Source organism: Halorubrum ejinorense (genome assembly GCF_055389685.1).
Genome location: NZ_AP043777.1, coordinates 2,832,445 through 2,844,667 on the forward strand (window position 1 = coordinate 2,832,445; position 12,223 = coordinate 2,844,667).

Consider the following 12,223-nt stretch of genomic DNA (forward strand, 5'->3'; position numbering starts at 1 on the left):
CTCTCTGTCGCGGGCTTTTTCACGAAAACGGGCGTTTCGAGCGGTGTGAGCTCCCTCGTCACTCTCGGCGCAGGCGTCGTCTTCGGGCTGGCGCTCGCGGCGCCGCCGGGGCCGATGAACGCGGTGATCGCCGAAGAGTCCGTTCTCCGAGGGCGGCTGGCCGGATTCCGAGCCGGTCTCGGCGCGGCCACCGCGGACGCGATCTTCTTCGTCCTCGCGTACGTCGGCGTCGTCGCCGTCGTCGAATCGTTCCCGCTGTTACAGGGCGTCATGGTCGCCGTCGGCGGCGTCCTGATGCTGTACTTCGCCGTCGGCGCGGCGAAGGGGGCGCGAGCGTCGTTCCGCCCGACCGAGGGGGAGGAGCCGGTCGTCGAGGAGGGGAAGGGGTTCCGCAAGGCGCTGGTGCTCGCCCTGACGAACCCGTATCAGGTGCTCTTCTGGCTGACGATCGGCGTCGGACTGCTCCGGCCTGGCGAGCTCGACGTGCTCGCTCGCCTCCCCGTCGTCGGCGCGGACCTCGCCGGAACCCTCGTGGTCGCCACCGGTTCGCCGGCGCTCATCGGCGGGTTCTTCCTCGGCGTGTTGACGTGGATCGTCGGCTTCCCGACCGGACTCGTCGCGGCCGAGCGGCGGATCGAGACGTTCGCGCCGATCGTCGCCGTCGTCTCCGCCGTCGTCCTCGCCGGGTTCGGCGTCTACTTCCTCTACGACGCGGCGACGACGCTGTCGCCGCTAGTCGCCTGAGCCCAGCCCCCGCTACCGCCTCGCAGCGACCGACACCCGTGACCGGCTCGCAGCGACCGACACCCGCGACCGCGACTGACATGGACAACGGCTTTGACCCGTCGGCGCGACCGTCCCGTATGTTCGAGAAGACGACGTGGATCAAGCTCCCGCGAAACGTCCTCGTGGGACACGACGTCCTCGACGACCTCGGCGACGCGGTCGGCGAGCTCTACCTCACCGGGCGCCCGCTGATCGTGACGAGCCCGACGCCGAACGACATCGCCGGCGACCGCGTCCGGGCGCAGTTCGACGACCCCGCGACCGCCGTCGTCGAGGAGGCCTCGTTCGCGGCCGTCGAGAACCTGATCGAGACGGCCGAGGCGGTCGATCCCGGCTACCTGATCGCCCTCGGCGGCGGGAAGCCGATCGACATCGCGAAGATGGCCGCCGACCACCTCGACGTCGGCTTCGTCTCCGTCCCGACGGTCGCCTCGCACGACGGTATCGTCTCCGGGCGCTCGTCGATCCCAGAGGGGGACACGCGCCACTCCGTCGCGGCGGACCCGCCGCTCGCCGTCGTCGCGGACACGACGCTGCTCGCTGACGCGCCGTGGCGGCTCACCACCGCCGGCTGCGCGGACATCATCTCCAACTACACCGCCGTGAAGGACTGGCGGCTGGCCCGCCGGCTGCGGAACGTCGAGTACAGCGAGTACGCGGGCGCGCTCTCGGAGATGACGGCGGAGCTGCTCGTCGAGAACGCCGACATGATCCGCCCCGGCCTCGAGGAGTCGTCGTGGGTGGTCGTGAAGGCGCTCGTCTCCTCCGGCGTGGCGATGTCCATCGCCGGATCGTCGCGGCCCGCCTCCGGTGCGGAACACCTCATCTCCCACCAACTCGACCGGATCGCGCCGGGGAAGGCGCTCCACGGCCACCAGGTCGGCGTGGCGTCGATCATGACGGAGTACCTCCACAGCGGCGAAAACGGTCGGTGGGACGCCATCCGCGACGCGCTCGCCGAGTTGGACGCTCCGACGACCGCGGGCGAACTGGGGGTCGACGACGCGGAGCTGCTCGCCGCGCTCACGAGCGCCCACGAGATCCGCGACCGCTACACCATCCTTCAAGGCGGGATCAACGAGGAGGCGGCCGTGGAAGTCGCGACCGCGACGGGCGTCATCGACGGGTGAGTTCGGCTCGCCGCGGGAGCGACGGCGTCGCCCGAGGCGGGCGGCTCGGTCCGACCTCGAAAGGCCAATAACGCTGCCGGAAGTAGGTCCGGTATGTCCACCGCCAGCGTTCGCGACAGGGCCAAAGAACGGGCCGGTGCCGTCACCGTCCTCCTCACGATCGTCGGCTACGGTGCCGTCGGCGGCGTGTTCCTCGTCCCACAGTTTCAGGCGCTGTTCCCGACGCTCACGAAGGGGACCGTCGACCTGCTCGCGCACGGCATCGCCGCCGTCAACACGGTCACGGTCGTCACCCTCTCGCTCGGGTGGTACTGGATCCGCAACGGCGAGGTGAAGAAACACGCCGCGGCGATGACGACGTCGTTCGTCCTCATCCTCCTCTTCCTCGGGATGTACCTCCCGAAGGTCGCCGGCGGCGGCACGAAGGAGTTCGTCCTCGACTCGTCGTACGCCTGGGTGCCGCTGTGGGACTGGGTGTACCCGGCGTACCTCGTCATGCTCGCGATCCACATCATCCTCTCAGTCGTCTCCGTGCCGGTCGTGCTCTACGCCATCGTCCTCGGACTCACGCACACCGAGGAGGAGCTCCGAAACGAGACGCCTCACCGCCGCGTCGGTCGGATCGCCGCGAGCGCGTGGATCCTCTCGCTCGCGCTCGGCGTCGTCACGTACCTCCTCTTGAACCACCTGTACGACTCGACGTTCGCGGCCGCGGAGGCCGCGGCGGTCCTCCTGCCGGCGCTGCCGGTCTGAGCGCCGCGCGCCCCGAGGACGCGTCCCGGCCGCGCCCGCCGCCATCGAAACGCTTGACTCGGGGGCGTGACACCCACGTTCATGACCGATTGGATCGGAGAGACGTTCACGAGCGACGCCGGCTGGAACCACCTGATCGACCTCGTCGACCTCGACGACCGAATGGCGGGCTCGGCCGGCGAGCGCGAGGCGCTGGAGCTGACCCGCGACGCGTTCGCCGAGGCCGGCGCGCGGAACGCGGCGATAGAGGAGTTCGAGATCCAAGGCTGGGAGCGCGGCGACAGCGCGGTGCGGGACGCGGCGACCGGCGACCCGCTCGCGCTCGGCCCGAACGCCTGTATCGCGCTCCCGCGGAGTCCGAGCGGCGAGGCGACGGGCGAGCTCGTCGACCTCGGTCACGGCGTCCCCGCGGACTTCGAGGCCGACCTCGAAGGGGCGGTCGTGATGGTCTCGTCGGACACGCCGGAGTCCGTCGACCGGTTCATCCACCGGCGTGAGAAGTACTACCGCGCCGTCGAGGCCGGCGCGGCCGCGTTCGTCTTCGCCAATCACGTCGAGGGGACGCTTCCACCGACCGGCAGCGTCGGAACCGCCGACGCGCCGATCGGCGACGTTCCGGCCGTCGGCGTCTCGAAGGAGACCGGCGCCCGCCTCTCGCGGCGGAACGAGGGCGACGACCTGACCGTCGCGGTCGACTGCGAGACGCCCGCGGCGACGAGCGGTAACGCGGTCGCGGAGCTGGGCCCCGACACCGACGAACACCTGATCGTCTCCTCGCACGTCGACGCCCACGACCTCGCCGAGGGCGCGATGGACAACGGGGCCGGGACGGCGACCATCGTCGAGGTCGCGCGGGCGCTCGCGGCGCGGGAAGACGAGCTCGACGTTCGGGTCCGGTTCGCCGCGTTCGGTGCCGAGGAGGTCGGTCTCGTGGGGTCGTCGGTGGCCGCCGAGGCGGCCGACCGAGACGCGGTCCGCGCGGTCGTCAACGTCGACAGCAACGTGTTCGGGCGGACGCTCCGCCTCGACCACCACGAGTTCGACGCGCTGGCGGCGGCCGCCGACCGAGTGAGCGACCGCTTCGATCACCCGATTTCGACCGGCGGGGAGTTGGTGCCCCACAGCGACCACTGGCCGTTCGTGAAGCGCGGGATCCCCGGCTACATGGTCTCCGGCGAGACCGACGGGCGCGGCCGCGGGTGGGGTCACACCCACGCCGACACGCTCGACAAACTGGAGTCGCGGAACCTCAGGGAGCAGGCGATCCTCCTGACCGAGCTCGTCGTCGACCTCGCGGGAGCGGACGCGTCGATCCCGCGGCGGGACCACGACGACATCGCCGCCGCGCTCGAAGCGGAAGGGAAGGCGACCGGGATGAAACTCACCGGCGACTGGCCGTTTTAGCGAATCGACAGGGGAGAAAACCGGGCGGGAACGTCCGCCGCCGCGGTCGACCGCGATCCAATCCGGCGCCGGAGCGCGTCTCAGGCGATGACGAACTGGTTCCAGATCCCTTCGACGATGAAGAACAGCGCGTAGTACGACGACCACACCAGCACGATGACCGACGCGGCGATCGAGCTCTTGGGCGCTTCGATCGTCATGTCGTTGCGTGCCTCGACGTTGCGCGCCTCCAGTTCGAAGAGGTCGGCGATGAACATCGCGAGGACGAGGACGGAGAGGATCGTCCCACTGACCGGTGCGTCGAGGATGAACAGGAAACAGAGGAGGACGAGCCCGACGTTGGTGAAGACGTGCGGCGTGTACGGTTCCACGCTGTCGGCGTCCCGTCCCTGGGCGACGTGCTGTCTGTGCGCGAGGTGTCGCGTGGCGAGGTTGCCGACGGTCATCACGAAGATCGCGTACGGCAGCACCGGTCCGACGGCCGACAGCCAGCCGAGGGGAACGAGGAACTGCAGTGGGTCCATATCCACCATTTCCGTTCACGACCTATTAGAGTGTTTCCGATCGACGCGCTCGCGGACGAGGCGTCACTCCGCGGTCGGTGAGAGGAGATCGACCGTCGTCGCAACTTCGATCCGGACCACGTGGTGCGGTTCGACGGTCCCCAGTCGGCTCCCGTCGACGACGAGCGCGACGGGCTCTTCCTCGCGTTTCACCGTGACGCGAACGCCGCCCGTCGCGACCCACGTGTCGGGACTGGTGGTGAACGGGGCGACCGGGACGACCGCGAGTCCGCCCCCCGGCGACACCACGGGCCCTCCGGCCGCGGCCGCGTACCCGTCGCTGCCGAGCGGCGTCGCGACCACGGCACCGTCCGCGCGCACCGAGACCGACTCGCCGTCCGGGAAGTCGATCCCGTACTCGGAGATCCGGGCGGGTTTCCCGGTCACGAACGCGACGTCCGCGGCCGCGAACCGCCGGCGGTCGTCGCCCGCTCCGTCCACCGACAGGACGGGATGCGCGACCCGAGAGAGGCCGTCGAACGCCGGCTCTGACCCGCCGATACCCTCGACGAGGGTGTCGATCCAGTCGCCGGCGTGATCGGCGCCGACCGCGTGACGACCGGCTCCGACCGGAAGGATCGGAACCGACGGCGCGTCACCGTCCGCGACCGCGCGCACCGCGTCCCGCAGCGCCGCCTCTCCCACGGCGACGATCGCGTCGGCGTCGGACCGGTCGACGAGGCGCGCGCCGGCAGCGGTCGCTGCGGACCGTGTCGTCGCTACCGAGTCGCCGTCGCCGAGAACCGCGAGGCGGCGCGTCGGCTCGCTCATGCGCAGGGGTGGGGCCAGCGGGGGTGAAAAGCTCCCGGTTCGTCGCAGCGCGCGGTCGCGCTCTCGTCGCGGGAGAAGGAGGAGACGGACGGCGCGCTCAGTTCGCGGCCGCGTCGTCGTCGCCGCCGAGGGAATCGCGGATCTGACGGCTGACGGGGATGAGTACCCAGAACGTCAGCGCACCGAGAATCATCAGCCAGAAGAACGCGTCGCCCGCGAGCAGTCCGACCTCGCCGTAGGCCGTGTTCACTCCTTCCGCCGGGTTCACGAGCTGAACCACCTGATAGTACGACGGGGTCCGGTACCAGCCGCCGAAGGTGATCCACCCGAGGCCGCCGATCGTGAAGAGGGCGAAGCCCTTCATGAACTCGTCTGCCATTACCTGACTCTTAGCTGGCGTCGTCTTGAGACTTTCCCATCCCCTGTCCGCGGAATCGGGTCCCGAGCACGTACACGGCGGTTCCGAGGAGGATGAAGCCCACGCCCGTGATCGCCAAGATCGCTACGAGCACGTCTTCCGGCGGGAGGAGACCGGCGCTGTCGAGCAGGTAGACGATGGTCGTGCGGATGAAGCTGATCTGGAGCGTCGCGGCGTCGATCAGGGTGAAGCCGATGAAGTAGGTGACGACCGCGGCCAGCGTCGAGAAGACGGTGACCGCCTTGTACAGCCTGAACGGGACGACGATCTCGCGACCGCTCGGTCCGTCGCGCGGGCCGGTCGGCTCGCTGCGCGGGTCGTCGTCCGCGTCGCCGTCGCGGGCGATCGGGTCGCCGGTCTCGTCGAACGCCTGCGCGGAGTCGCCGTCTGTTGAGGATGACATGGGTAAGGAAGCCGCGGAACGGCACGAGGGGACCGCGACCGCGGTGTGGTCGCGGGAGCGGGCGTTTTCCGGCCGTTACTTCGGCGGGCGCAGCATGAAGTACCGGCGGTTGAGGTCGTACATGTACCCCTCACGCATCGTCTTCAACACCGCGTAGGTGAGGATGGCCCCCGCGACCGGGAGCATGAACACGAGCGTGAGCAACAGCTCCTGTTGGAACGGGATGAAGTTCTGAATGGCCAGCACCGCCAGCGTGAACGCGAGGATGACCCCGGCCACGCCGAGCGCGGCCCATCCGGGCTCCTCGACGGGACGCCGCGCGTTCCCCTTGTTGAGGAAGGGAACGAGCGTGATGACGCCGAAGATGATCCCGTGTGCGACGAGCCCGTACAGCTCGTTGGACATGACGATGTCACCGCCGAGCACCGCGAGTTCGGGGTTGATCGGAGCGAGCTTCAGCAGGCCGAACGACCAGTAGAGGTACCAGTCGGGGAGGATGATGGCCGGCGTGGAACCGGGATTCGCCGGGTCACCGAAGTGCGACGGGATGATCGAGGCCACGAGCAGGATGATCCCCAGGAAGAACGAGGTGATCGCGAGGTTACGGATCGTCTCGTGGGGCCACGTCGGGAAGCCGAGCACGTCGCGCTCGACGTACGTCGACTCCGCGCGCAGGTCTTCGTCCTCGCGCCGCGAGCGCTCGAAGTACTGGTAGGTGAGCTGTGCGAGTCCCTGGCTGCGCTCCTTGCGCTCGGACCAGGTCGGCGTCTCGTCGTCCGGCGGGACCGTCGCCGGCGGGCCGCCGTCGGCGCGCGCTTCGCCGTCGGTCCCGCCGTCCGTGCGCGCTCGCTCGTCGGTGCGGCCGTCGGTTTCGGGGGTTGTGTCGTCGGTCATTGGATTAGTGCGGTTCCGCGATGCCCTGCACCCAGACGATGCCGACGTGGATCGCGATGAGCGCGGTGACCACGAACGGCAACACGAAGACGTGCAGGATGTACATTCTCACGAGCGTCGCCTGTCCGAGGGTGAACCCGCCGAACAGCAGCTGGGCCGCCCACTCGCCCACGATGGGGGTCGCGAGCGCCAGTTCGACGCCGATCTGTGCCGCCCAGAAGGACAGCTGCTTCCACGGGAGAACGTAGCCCGAGAACCCGAACAGCAGCGTCAGGGCGATGAGCACGACGCCGAGGATCCAGTTGACCTCGCGCGGCTCCTTGTACGCCCCGGTGAAGTAGACGCGCAGCATGTGGAGGAACACCGCCGCCACCATGAACTGCGCCGACCAACGGTGGATCGACCGGAGCATGAAGCCGAACTGGACGTCTTTCATGATCATCACCATCGAGTCGTACGCGGCGGTGGGATCGCCTTGCGCAACCGCACCGGCGGTCGACGGCGCGTAGTAGAACCCGAGCAACGCGCCCGAGACGGCCGCGAGTAGGTACGCGATTATCGAAAGGGACCCGAGCGAGTACAGCGGGTACCAGTACCAGAACTTGTTGTCGAGGTCGTACTGTTCGGTGTGGCTCTTCGGCATCTGGAGGTTCGCGCGGTAGTACATCGTCTCCAGCAGTTCGAGGTAGTCGACGATGCGGAGCCGCTTGTCGAGCCAGATGAGCGTGGTCAGGAACGCCGTCTCGATGGCGGTGAGGTCCTGACTCTTGAGCCACGCGTTGTGGTCCATGTCGTCTTGTTTCTTCAGACTCATTGTCGAATCACTTCTTGTAGTACGGGTAGACGGCCCGTTTCAGCGTGTCCGCGAGACCGCCGGTGTCGATGGTCTTCCCGTCTTTGTCCTCCTCGCTGATGTACAGGTCTTCCCACTTGCGACGGCGTTTCTTGACGATCATCACGTCGGGCAGGAACTCCTTCCGGTAGAGCAGGAGGATGAACGCGAGGTCGATGAAGATGAGCGCCAGCAGCGCGCCGACGTACATGTTCCCGGCCTCCGTCGTCGCCCACGCGGACATCAGTCCGTAGGTGAAAAGCGAGACGAAGACGACCTCGATGACCGTCAGGAGAACGATCGCGATCGCGGCCGCAGTGCTCTCGCGGGCGGGCTCGTAGCGGTGGATGTCACCGTACGAGGAGTTGCCGGAGCTCATCTCGCACCCCCGTGCCCGGTGTGGGCCGACTCGCCGTACTTGAGCATGTAGAACGTGAACACGAACGTCATCCCGATACCGAGGATGGCGGAGATACCGACCCAGTGGGCGTGAAGCGGGACGCCGACCTTCGCGATGTCCTCCGGCCACCCGGTGTTCGCTCCGCCGACCTCGACGGTGGCGACGTCCTCACCGACGGCGATGCCGCCGTGCATGCCGACGGCCGCGTGGGGCACACACTGGTAGTGGGTGATGCCGGCGTCCTCGCTGGACGTCTCGTACTCGTAGGTGTAGCCTTCCTCGCCGACCGCACTACCGCTGTCGAGGCTGGCGGGGCCGCCGTCCTCGACCGTCTGGACGTTGTGGTCGCCGCCGGCGCCGGTCCACTCCCAGACGATCGTCGTCCCCTCGTCGACCCACACGAGGGTCGGGTCGAACGCGAGCCCGTTGCTGCCGGCGCCGACCGAGATGGTCACCTCGTCTTGGCCGCGGGCGTCCGTATAGGACCCGACGTTTCCGCCGGCCGCGCCGCTCGGCCAGTCGGGCTGTACCTCTTGTGCAGCCGCCGTTCCGGTCGCCCCGGCGGAGGCCGCAACGGCGGCGGTCGCGCCGCCGGCCGTCCGCACGAAGTCCCGCCTTTTCATACAGCCTCACTCAGGACGGCGTGCGCTTAAACCCACCGACTGAAACCGCCAACGTGGAGGAGGTTTCGGGGCCTGAGACCGCCGAAATCGGCGGATTACTCCTCTCGCTCGGAGTCGGCTGCGGCGGCGTCCGTGTCGGTCACCACGCCGTCCTCCACGGGCACGAACTCGGGGCGCTCCTTCGCCTCGCGGAGCGCGCGCAGTCGGTCCCGATACTCCTCCGAACGGAACCGGTCGGAGAGCCGCGCGTTGGCCACCATCGCGAACAGGAACACGCCGACCAGGAGGAAGACGACGCCCATCGTCGGCGCGACGATGGTGTTGAGGTCGGCCACGGCGCTCGCGACGAGGAGGGCGACGCCGGCGAGCACCTGAACCGCCGCGACGGCCTGTATCACGAGGTTGCCGAACTCGCCGGACCCCTCCGGGACCGTGTCCGGGTGCGGCAGCGACCAGTCGTCCGGCGGCTCGGGTACGTCGTACGAGTCCATCGCCGCCAGCGCGACGACGGGCTCGATGTCCCTGAGGACCGTCCCCTCGCCGCTGACTTCGCCGGTGGGGCGGATGATCGCGTACCCCTCGTCGGAGTAGACGAGGATCCGCTCTTCGCCGTCCTCGCGGACGCGCTCCAAGACGCCGAACACGTCGCGCGTCGCGATCCGGGACTTCAGTTCCGCGTCGACGCGGTCGAGGAGCCGGTCGCCGGTGATCCACGTGTCCGGATCGAAGGCGGCGTCCCACTCGTCGGCGCTCATCCGGGCCATGTCGGACGGGCCGAAGTCGTCGAAGTCGTACTCCGACTCGACCCGTTCGCGGAGCGCCTCGATGTCGTCGTCTCCCGAGGCGCCGCCGTTTGTCCCGGCGGCGGCCAAAGGACCGCCGTCATCGCCCCGAGCTTCGCTCTTCGGGTCGGACTCGTCCGGCCCGTCGGGTGCCGGGTCGGCCGACTCCTCCGGCGGCGAGTCCGGCTCCGACCGCGTCGAGGTGTCGTCCATCAGCTCGTTCGTACGTGCTCCTGACGCTAACTGTTTTCGTCCGCGTCCGGGCCTCGGGAAATCGGACACCGCGCGTCGGGCGGCAGCGTCGACGGAGGCGGATCGGGGGGCTTTACGCGCCGGAGACCGTACGCATCGATATGGTCGACGAGTCGGTCATCGCGGCGGTCGCCGGGCTGTCCGTGACGGCGAGTTTCCCGTTCCTCCTGTACGGGGCCTGGATCATGATCGACGCGGAGACGGTGTCGTGGAACGTGCTGATGCGGCACCTGCGGTACATCGTCGTCGGACTGGTGCTCACCACGGTCCCCATCGTCACGTGGATGGTCCCGCGCGTCCTCGATCAGGTGAGCGGGATGGCGATCCTCCACGCGTTCTTCGGCGTCCAGGCGTACGCCCTGCTCGCGTTCGCGCTCACCGGAATCGTGCGGATATTCCAGGCGAAGCGGAACGCGGACGCCTACGAGGACCTCGACGTCGACATCGACGAGATCCACGAGGACATGGGCCACTGGCGGAAGCGCCTGCGCGCCGGCGTCGCCGGGTTCATGATCCTGTGGCTGTGCGCGTGGGTGACGGGGATATACCGCCTCGTCACGCTTCATCTCGTCTCGATGTTCTGACCGGAACGGGTCGCGCCGACCGACAGGTTCAATCCGAGTTTGCCCCTAAGGGGAGTATCGTGGCAGTCACCTTCGATCTCTTCGGGACCCTCGTCGACGTCGAGTATCCGTCCGACCCGGCGGAAGCGGTCGCGCGCGAACTGGAGTCCCGAGACGTGGCGGTCCCGGACGACTGGCACGTCGCGTACGGCGAGCGACACGTCGAGGCGCCGGCCGGCGCGGAGGTCCCCCTCCCGGCCCACGTCGCCCGCGCGCTCGACTCGCGGGGCGTCGACGTGACGCAGAACGTCGCCAGACACGCCGTCGTCGCTGCGTTCGACCCGGACGTGACGCGGCGCGACGGGGCGGTCGAAGCGGTCCGCGGCGCGGGAGAGCGCGGTCCCGTGGGGTTGCTCTCGAACTGCGCCGTCCCGGAGCTGGTCCCCCGGACGCTGATCCGGGCGGGGCTCCGCGGCGAGTTCGACGCGGTGACGACGAGCGTCGGCTGCGGCTGGCGCAAACCGCACCCCTCGGCGTTCGAGGCCGCCGCGGAGGCGCTGGGCAGCTCCACGCCAGCGCTCACCCACGTCGGTGACGACCCGGAGACCGACGGGGGAATCGTCGCCGTCGGCGGGCGCTTCGTCGACGTGACGGAGACGCCGCTGTCAGAGGTCGTGGCGGAGCTCGAAGCGGAGCAGTAGTCGAGCGGACGGGAGAGGGATCTGTTGCGGGCGCGACATCGACCGCGAACGGCGAGTCGTCGACAACCGCGAGCCGCGCGTCCGGAAGCGGTCACCCCCTCGTCCGGGGTCAGTCAAGCCCGTGTTTCGACAACCGCGCGCGCCACGCGGCGTCGATCCGCCCCTCGGCGACCAGCTTCGCGACGTGGGCGGCGACCGTCGCCCGCGCGAGGTCGCGGACGCCGGAGACGTCCTTCTCGTAGGCGCCGTCGACGACCGCGTCGAGATCGGCCGCGCCGTCGTCGATCGCGGCGATCACGTCCCGCTCGCGGTCGAGCCGGTGGTCGATCAGCCGGTCACACGCGGCGGCCGGATCGCCGATGGCCGGTCCGTGTCCGGGGAGCAGCCGGTCGTACCCCGCGTCGCGCACGCGCTCGAGGCTCGCGAGGTAGGCGGCGAGGTCGCCCTCCGGAGCGGCGACCGCGACGCTCCCCTCGGCGACCGCCAGGTCGCCGCAACACAGCGCGGAGCGCCCCGACTGCTCCCCCGGTTCACCGACACCGAACGCGACGTGATCGGGCGCGTGCCCTGGAGTGTCGACGACGCGGACCGCGGTGTCGGCGACCGTCTCGCCCGGCGCGACCGTCCGGTCGGGCTCGACGCCGGCCGCGTCGACGAACCGGTCGACGTGCCCCTCGCGGGCGACGACGGTCGCACCCGTCATGTCGGCGTAGCCGGCGACGGCGCCGACGTGGTCGGGGTGCGCGTGGGTGACCGCGACCGCCTCGACGCCGGGGTCGTCACGGTCGCCCGACCCGCGCTCCGCGACGGCGGCGTCGAGCGCGTCGGTCCGGGCCGCCGGGTCGACGAGGACCCCGTCGAGGAGGTACGCGTTGGTGGTCCCGCCGGGAGCGCGCGTGTCGACCGGGACCTCGATCCGGGTGACCGCGGCGTCGTCGCCCGACACGC

General features: G+C 69.6%; 16 protein-coding genes. 6 read left to right on the top strand and 10 right to left on the bottom strand.

What is annotated here, in order from left to right:
- Positions 1 to 45 precede the first annotated feature (45 nt).
- From ACZ5KW_RS15535 to ACZ5KW_RS15550, 4 genes are all read left to right on the top strand, one after another.
- Positions 46 to 744 carry a LysE family translocator gene (locus ACZ5KW_RS15535; protein ID WP_343777342.1) on the top strand — a complete coding sequence of 233 codons (699 nt, stop codon included), beginning with the start codon at positions 46 to 48 and terminating at the stop codon, positions 742 to 744.
- Positions 745 to 863: 119 nt separating this feature from the next.
- Positions 864 to 1,916, top strand: coding sequence for an NAD(P)-dependent glycerol-1-phosphate dehydrogenase (locus ACZ5KW_RS15540; protein WP_343777341.1), 1,053 nt, complete (start codon positions 864 to 866; stop codon positions 1,914 to 1,916).
- 93 nt (positions 1,917 to 2,009) lie between these two features.
- Positions 2,010 to 2,669: a DUF420 domain-containing protein gene (locus ACZ5KW_RS15545; protein ID WP_343777339.1), complete on the top strand. Its 660-nt coding sequence runs from the start codon at positions 2,010 to 2,012 to the stop codon at positions 2,667 to 2,669.
- A gap of 81 nt (positions 2,670 to 2,750) precedes the next feature.
- Positions 2,751 to 4,073 (top strand): M28 family peptidase, encoded by a 1,323-nt coding sequence (locus ACZ5KW_RS15550; protein WP_343777337.1) that lies wholly within the window; start codon positions 2,751 to 2,753, stop codon positions 4,071 to 4,073.
- Between the two features lie 80 nt (positions 4,074 to 4,153).
- Here the strand turns inward: ACZ5KW_RS15550 and ACZ5KW_RS15555 are convergent, their stop codons facing one another.
- From ACZ5KW_RS15555 to ACZ5KW_RS15595, 9 genes are all read right to left on the bottom strand, one after another.
- Complete coding sequence (locus ACZ5KW_RS15555) at positions 4,154 to 4,597, bottom strand: DUF7313 family protein (RefSeq protein ID WP_343777335.1); 444 nt, start codon at positions 4,595 to 4,597, stop codon at positions 4,154 to 4,156.
- Between the two features lie 63 nt (positions 4,598 to 4,660).
- On the bottom strand, positions 4,661 to 5,407 hold the full coding sequence (locus ACZ5KW_RS15560; RefSeq protein ID WP_343777334.1) for an NAD(+)/NADH kinase: 747 nt from the start codon (positions 5,405 to 5,407) through the stop codon (positions 4,661 to 4,663).
- A gap of 97 nt (positions 5,408 to 5,504) precedes the next feature.
- On the bottom strand, positions 5,505 to 5,786 hold the full coding sequence (locus ACZ5KW_RS15565) for a DUF7314 family protein (RefSeq protein WP_343777332.1): 282 nt from the start codon (positions 5,784 to 5,786) through the stop codon (positions 5,505 to 5,507).
- A gap of 10 nt (positions 5,787 to 5,796) precedes the next feature.
- A complete protein-coding gene (locus ACZ5KW_RS15570; RefSeq protein ID WP_343777330.1) occupies positions 5,797 to 6,228 on the bottom strand; it encodes a DUF7315 family membrane protein in 432 nt (143 codons plus the stop codon).
- A gap of 75 nt (positions 6,229 to 6,303) precedes the next feature.
- A complete protein-coding gene (locus tag ACZ5KW_RS15575; RefSeq protein ID WP_343777328.1) occupies positions 6,304 to 7,122 on the bottom strand; it encodes a cytochrome b family protein in 819 nt (272 codons plus the stop codon).
- A gap of 4 nt (positions 7,123 to 7,126) precedes the next feature.
- The gene (locus ACZ5KW_RS15580) at positions 7,127 to 7,936 is read right to left on the bottom strand and encodes a cytochrome b (protein WP_343777327.1); all 810 of its coding nucleotides are present in this window, start codon (positions 7,934 to 7,936) and stop codon (positions 7,127 to 7,129) included.
- 7 nt (positions 7,937 to 7,943) lie between these two features.
- The gene (locus tag ACZ5KW_RS15585; protein WP_343777325.1) at positions 7,944 to 8,333 is read right to left on the bottom strand and encodes a DUF7318 family protein; all 390 of its coding nucleotides are present in this window, start codon (positions 8,331 to 8,333) and stop codon (positions 7,944 to 7,946) included.
- Complete coding sequence (locus ACZ5KW_RS15590) at positions 8,330 to 8,977, bottom strand: halocyanin domain-containing protein (protein WP_343777323.1); 648 nt, start codon at positions 8,975 to 8,977, stop codon at positions 8,330 to 8,332. Before ACZ5KW_RS15590 ends, ACZ5KW_RS15585 begins: the two co-directional genes overlap by 4 nt.
- Positions 8,978 to 9,072: 95 nt before the next feature.
- On the bottom strand, positions 9,073 to 9,972 hold the full coding sequence (locus tag ACZ5KW_RS15595) for a DUF7319 domain-containing protein (RefSeq protein ID WP_343777321.1): 900 nt from the start codon (positions 9,970 to 9,972) through the stop codon (positions 9,073 to 9,075).
- A gap of 140 nt (positions 9,973 to 10,112) precedes the next feature.
- Between ACZ5KW_RS15595 and ACZ5KW_RS15600 the strand changes: the two genes are divergently transcribed.
- Both ACZ5KW_RS15600 and ACZ5KW_RS15605 read left to right on the top strand, forming a co-directional pair.
- On the top strand, positions 10,113 to 10,595 hold the full coding sequence (locus ACZ5KW_RS15600) for a DUF7321 family protein (protein WP_343777319.1): 483 nt from the start codon (positions 10,113 to 10,115) through the stop codon (positions 10,593 to 10,595).
- Positions 10,596 to 10,654: 59 nt separating this feature from the next.
- Positions 10,655 to 11,275 (top strand): HAD family hydrolase, encoded by a 621-nt coding sequence (locus ACZ5KW_RS15605; RefSeq protein ID WP_343777317.1) that lies wholly within the window; start codon positions 10,655 to 10,657, stop codon positions 11,273 to 11,275.
- A 109-nt stretch (positions 11,276 to 11,384) separates the two neighbouring features.
- Here ACZ5KW_RS15605 and ACZ5KW_RS15610 read toward each other — a convergent pair whose 3' ends face one another.
- Entirely contained in the window at positions 11,385 to 12,221 is an 837-nt protein-coding gene (locus ACZ5KW_RS15610) for an MBL fold metallo-hydrolase (protein WP_343777316.1), read from the bottom strand.
- Between the last annotated feature and the right edge of the window lie 2 nt (positions 12,222 to 12,223).

Coding starts and splice junctions, on each gene's coding strand:
- ACZ5KW_RS15540 (WP_343777341.1), top strand. CDS start 864: ATGTTCGAGAAGACGACGTGGATCAAGCTCCCGCGAAACGTCCTCGTG.
- ACZ5KW_RS15545 (WP_343777339.1), top strand. CDS start 2,010: ATGTCCACCGCCAGCGTTCGCGACAGGGCCAAAGAACGGGCCGGTGCC.
- ACZ5KW_RS15550 (WP_343777337.1), top strand. CDS start 2,751: ATGACCGATTGGATCGGAGAGACGTTCACGAGCGACGCCGGCTGGAAC.
- ACZ5KW_RS15555 (WP_343777335.1), bottom strand. CDS start 4,597: ATGGACCCACTGCAGTTCCTCGTTCCCCTCGGCTGGCTGTCGGCCGTC.
- ACZ5KW_RS15560 (WP_343777334.1), bottom strand. CDS start 5,407: ATGAGCGAGCCGACGCGCCGCCTCGCGGTTCTCGGCGACGGCGACTCG.
- ACZ5KW_RS15565 (WP_343777332.1), bottom strand. CDS start 5,786: ATGGCAGACGAGTTCATGAAGGGCTTCGCCCTCTTCACGATCGGCGGC.
- ACZ5KW_RS15570 (WP_343777330.1), bottom strand. CDS start 6,228: ATGTCATCCTCAACAGACGGCGACTCCGCGCAGGCGTTCGACGAGACC.
- ACZ5KW_RS15575 (WP_343777328.1), bottom strand. CDS start 7,122: ATGACCGACGACACAACCCCCGAAACCGACGGCCGCACCGACGAGCGA.
- ACZ5KW_RS15580 (WP_343777327.1), bottom strand. CDS start 7,936: ATGAGTCTGAAGAAACAAGACGACATGGACCACAACGCGTGGCTCAAG.
- ACZ5KW_RS15585 (WP_343777325.1), bottom strand. CDS start 8,333: ATGAGCTCCGGCAACTCCTCGTACGGTGACATCCACCGCTACGAGCCC.
- ACZ5KW_RS15590 (WP_343777323.1), bottom strand. CDS start 8,977: ATGAAAAGGCGGGACTTCGTGCGGACGGCCGGCGGCGCGACCGCCGCC.
- ACZ5KW_RS15595 (WP_343777321.1), bottom strand. CDS start 9,972: ATGGACGACACCTCGACGCGGTCGGAGCCGGACTCGCCGCCGGAGGAG.
- ACZ5KW_RS15600 (WP_343777319.1), top strand. CDS start 10,113: ATGGTCGACGAGTCGGTCATCGCGGCGGTCGCCGGGCTGTCCGTGACG.